Annotated in this window: 5 protein-coding genes; 2 read left to right on the top strand and 3 right to left on the bottom strand. The window is 23.8% G+C overall.

What is annotated here, in order from left to right; translation table 11 throughout:
* The 3 genes from A9758_RS00235 to A9758_RS00225 form a co-directional block, all read right to left on the bottom strand.
* A partial coding sequence (locus tag A9758_RS00235) for a uroporphyrinogen decarboxylase family protein (RefSeq protein ID WP_069776305.1) occupies positions 1–714 on the bottom strand: 714 nt, incomplete at its 3' end.
* Positions 715–1,073: 359 nt separating this feature from the next.
* The gene (locus A9758_RS00230; protein ID WP_011406366.1) at positions 1,074–2,348 is read right to left on the bottom strand and encodes a hypothetical protein; all 1,275 of its coding nucleotides are present in this window, start codon (positions 2,346–2,348) and stop codon (positions 1,074–1,076) included.
* A gap of 71 nt (positions 2,349–2,419) precedes the next feature.
* Positions 2,420–3,022 carry a stage II sporulation protein M gene (locus A9758_RS00225; protein ID WP_011406365.1) on the bottom strand — a complete coding sequence of 201 codons (603 nt, stop codon included), beginning with the start codon at positions 3,020–3,022 and terminating at the stop codon, positions 2,420–2,422.
* Between the two features lie 955 nt (positions 3,023–3,977).
* On the opposite strand from A9758_RS00225, the gene A9758_RS00220 reads away from it, so the two are divergent.
* On the top strand, positions 3,978–4,394 hold the full coding sequence (locus tag A9758_RS00220; protein WP_011406363.1) for a pyridoxamine 5'-phosphate oxidase family protein: 417 nt from the start codon (positions 3,978–3,980) through the stop codon (positions 4,392–4,394).
* 401 nt (positions 4,395–4,795) lie between these two features.
* Positions 4,796–4,955: histone family protein (locus tag A9758_RS00215; protein WP_069776304.1), on the top strand; the 160-nt coding region annotated here is incomplete at its 3' end.

Genomic DNA, 4,955 nt, shown 5'->3' with positions numbered 1-4,955 from the left:
ATCTCCACATACATGTAATACTATGTTGAAATCTGCTGCATCTGCTATTCTTTTTAAAGGATATTTTACAATCTCATCAAACATTTCTGGTGGTAATAAATCTGCTGCAATAGATGGTTCATACATACAATCTCCTTGAACATCCAATTCATTATATGCTTTAACTACTTCAATTACTGCATCTGCACATTTATTTACAGCTACTTTAACTTCATTTGGATTTGTTGCTAGACATTTCATTAAATATTCAATACCTACTATTTGACCAAGTAATGTAAAAGGTCCAATTTGACCAGATATTAATGGAACATCAGGATATTTTTCTCGAGCTATTTGACAAGCTTCTGCAACTACAGGAATTCTTCCATTAGATAAGAAGTCATCACATAATTCAACACCACTTAGATCATCAAAGAATGGTGAAGCTGTAATTTCTGGAATATGTTCATTTGCATCTCTTAAGTCAACTGTACATCCCATTGCTTCTGCTTCAATTGCTAAATCGAATGGTAAATTTATACTTTCTACACCAGCATATTTATGTGCACTTTCACCTAATGCAACCATTTTTTCAGCATTTGTGTGTGATTCTGGAAAACCTGCACCAGTTTTTTCCATACCTTCCATTAATGCAACAGATACAATACTTGCTGCTGGTACTTTTTCTACTTCTTTTCCTGCAAAGGCATTTGCTAAATTATCGATTAAATCCATTGTGATTCGCTCCTTTAAAGTTTTTAAGAATTGAATTCAACTGGATAAAATTATTTAATATTATTTTCTTATTTTAGGAATGATATAGGAGTGTTTCCAAGCATTCTAAATCTTTTAAATGCATATATTCTATCCTGTCAAATTCATACTTATAATTATGAACAACGTAGTATATAAAGGAATTGTAATAAAATAAGATAAAATAAACCTTATTTGATAAAATAAGTGTCTTATGATTATTTTTTTATTAAAATATTATTTTTGAAAAGGAAGTTTTTATTTTATATCTATTATAAAATTATACTCATTTGATAATATTATCATATGATGATTTAAAAAAATGAGAAAAAGTAGATTAACTATTGAAATGTTGGATATAATCGTATACGTTCAACTCTACACACATCAACATCCTTTAATTTTAAGCATAGAGTGTCAAATCCTAGATATAACTTAGTATTTATATGAGTACTTTCTGTTGCAATGATCTTATTATTTTTGTCATAACATGTTGCAGCTATTTTTATATCATTATATTTATCTGGACTTTTAATATATATTTCACCAACAACTTCTAAATAACTATTGGATTTTATAAGAACAGAAGTATTAGTTATATTCATACCAATTCTATGTTCAATATTCTTCATTTGTTCAATGAATATGGAATTTGATGTTTCAACAGCCACCGATTTTCTTGAATCTATTTTTTTTGCTTGTGTATTCTTTTTAACTTGTTTATTTTTAGGTTTTTGTAAGTTTCTTGATATATTATTATTTTTAGATATATTTTGTGTATTCTTTTTATCTACTTCATTAATAGCATCTGGTAGTTTATCAACAATTTCTGGTAGTAGTATTAATATTGATGTTTTAGATATGTCTGGTTTAAGAATTAAATTGAAATCATAATATCTTTTCAATGAATTCATTATAATAAGAGTAGAATTACGTTCAATTTCCTTAAAATCATTATCATAACATATTACTGATAATTTAAGGCAATGATTATTATATACAGTATTTGTAGATACACTACCTAAGACTTCTATTGGTCCATTTATATTATTAATTACAAGAGCTATATTTTTAAAACTTAAGCCTAATCTTGTTTCAAGTTTTTTATTTCTTTTGATCTTCTTTTTTAGTTTAGATTCTATTTCTATAAGTTTTTCTCTTGTTTTTTCATGTACTTCAGGAACATCTTCAGTTTCATATTCAAAGTAGGTGTCTTCATTATCTTCTGTAAAATCTGTAGTTATATCTGCAAGTGTTTCTTCAAACATATTAGTATCATTAAATGATTCATTGGTAATTGTATCATTGTTATCTTCTTCAAAATAATATGAATCATCATTATCAGATATAGATACACTTTCATCAGAAATATCTGTAGGACTTAATAATTCCCTAGTAAACTCATCTAAATCATCAAAAGTTTTGGTTTGTTTATTGTTCTCATCTTTAAGAAGTTCTTGTGCTATTTTATCTGCATATTGATGATTTATCTCATTTATATCATTACTTGTTTCTTCATCATCATGTTCAACTTGAATATAAAGTAGTTCTCCACAATATACACATCTATCTTCAAAATCACTATTTAGTTGACCACAATATGGGCATTCTTGCATTATAATTACATCCTATATTTCTTCTATATATACTAATTTTCATTAAACTATTTTATAACCTTTTATATAAATTATACTGATACTATTGATAATAGTAGAGGTGTTATTGTAGATTCAATAGCAGCAGCTATAATTAATAAAATAAAAACATAAATAACAGTGGCTAGTATATCCTTTAACATATATTTATATTTTTTAAATTCTTCACGAAATGTATGTTTTTTTGAGATAATGGAGTTTAACATGTGAATTTCCCATCTAGTTGCTATTAATGAGCCACCCATTGCTATGATACTTGATGGTATTTCAAAGATTCCATGTGGTGTAATTCCAACAACAAACAATATTGTGTTAACTCTTGAGAAAGCATATCCAAGTAGTACTCCATTTAAAACTGTTGTTATAATTGAATCTATTGAAAATAAAAATCCATTAAAAACAACAGATAAATCAATGAATATGTTATGTATAAATATATCTCTAAAATCCACACTAATTTCATCAATGATACTTGTTGCCATACGAAAATGGTCGGGTAATATATTATTAAAATAATTATTAAAATAAAAACCTAATAATGCTGATATTAGAAATATTATAATTGAAATTATAAAATAATTTGCATTACGTGATATGTAACTTTTTATATAATCTATTGTAAATATTTCTTTCAAATTTAATAATATTTTTTTAACCTCCCTTTTTTTAAAAAACTATAATTTTACTTTTAATTATATAAGTTAATAAGTTTATTGTATTTTAGTGATTAATTTTGAAAGATTTTACTCTACTTCGTTATACCATTGTATAACGAAATAAAATAGGAAAAATTTTAAAAGAAAAATCCTAAAAAAAACTACCTAAAATACCTAAAAATCAAACAATACATATATCCCAAATAACTATAAAATCTACTTTATGAATATTTTTAAGAAATAAACCAAAAAATACAGTTGAAGAATAACTATTCAAGTGTAATTCTTGGAAAAAGAACTTATTTTTGAAAAAAATTTTTTTTATAGTTAAATACTTTTGATATATTTTTAGATTCTTTAATGTAAAATCAGTGATCATATATAATTAAATGCTATGATAAATAAAGACCATATAATCTATTCATGATATATATAAATAGGTAAGTTATATGAAAAATACATCAACTATATACAAACAGAAAAATACCCAAAATAGTACCAATAATGCACAACTAACTACACAGTTGATGAAAGTTAGGATAATATAACTTACAACTGTTTTTCATATTTATTTTTCAAAATTTTTTCAAATACATTTTTTAAATAAAAAGAGTATGCTTAAAGTATCTAAAAATACATAATATGATGTATATGATAATGTTATTTTTTGTGTTTAAAGAAAAATAAATTAAAAATAGTTATAAAATTACTTATGAATTTTTAAGATATTTTTAGAAGACTAATAGAATATGAGTAACACTCTTAAATATAAGAGTTTATTTGAAATTCTAGAAAAGTATTTAAAATATTAAAGATTAATTTTTAAAATAAGGGATTAAGAAAAATGAATTTTTTAGAAATTTTTTTTAGTCTCTTTAAGCATTGAATATATTCAAAGATACAAAATATTAAAGTTAAGAAGGAATTGAAAAAAATGTCAAGTAGAGAAAAAGTATATGAATATATGAATAAATGTGGCGTATTATATTTAGCAACAATAAATAATAATAAACCAAAATTAAGACCACTTGGTTTTAGAATGATGGTTGATGGCCAAATATATTTTTTAACTGGAACATTCAAACAAGTATATAATCAAATGATAAGAAATAACAATATTGAATTTTTAGGACATAATGGTTCTGAATTTATTAGATATTATGGAAAGGTCATATTTGATGAAGATGAAGATAAAAGTTTACTAAAAAAAGCATTTGAAAAAATGCCAATGCTTGAAAAAACATATGGTGCAGATAGTGATTTGAAACCTGCAATATTTCATATTTCCAAGGCAACTGCAGAGATAAGAAATGCTGCAGGAATTATAGAATCATATGACTTTTTAGATTAGAAATTATTAACAGATAATACTTACATGGTATTATAATTTAAGGTATATTATCTTAAGATGAAATGGTAATAGCTCTAACCATTATAGAAAATATACTATTTCTATAATGGATTATATTAGATTTGAGAAGTATAACTTTCTATTTAATACTCTAGATTTAAATAAATAATAATTATAAGCTAATAAATAATGAAAATAAACTTTAAATCAAGTTAAAATTAAAATAAATATTTTACAAAGCTTATTATTTGAATTTATTTGTTAATTTTAAATTATTAAAAAGTAATGTTATCTTTTTTAATATTTGAGTAATAATATTTTCTTATTTCTTAAAATAAGTCATATTTATATAGTTTAAAAGATATAATTGATTATATAAAAAAAAATTATGAGATGATAAAATGACAGAATTACCAAAAGCAACAATGGGTCGTTTATTAAAAAAAGCTGGTGCTACCAGAGTTAGTGAAGATGCTAAAATTGAATTAACAAGAGTTCTTGAAGAAATTGGAGAACAAATAGGAAGAGATGCAGTGCCTTTTGCAAAACATGCAGGAAGAA

Origin of the sequence: Methanosphaera sp. A6 (assembly GCF_001729395.1) — an archaeon.
Classification (GTDB): Archaea; Methanobacteriota; Methanobacteria; order Methanobacteriales; family Methanobacteriaceae; genus Methanosphaera; species Methanosphaera stadtmanae.
Note: the sequence above shows the minus strand (reverse complement) of the source record. Positions and strands in the feature narration are given on the sequence as shown.

Bases quoted from the DNA above. Each gene is read 5' to 3' on its own strand.
- A9758_RS00230 (WP_011406366.1), bottom strand. From the start codon at position 2,348: ATGCAAGAATGCCCATATTGTGGTCAACTAAATAGTGATTTTGAAGAT.
- A9758_RS00220 (WP_011406363.1), top strand. From the start codon at position 3,978: ATGTCAAGTAGAGAAAAAGTATATGAATATATGAATAAATGTGGCGTA.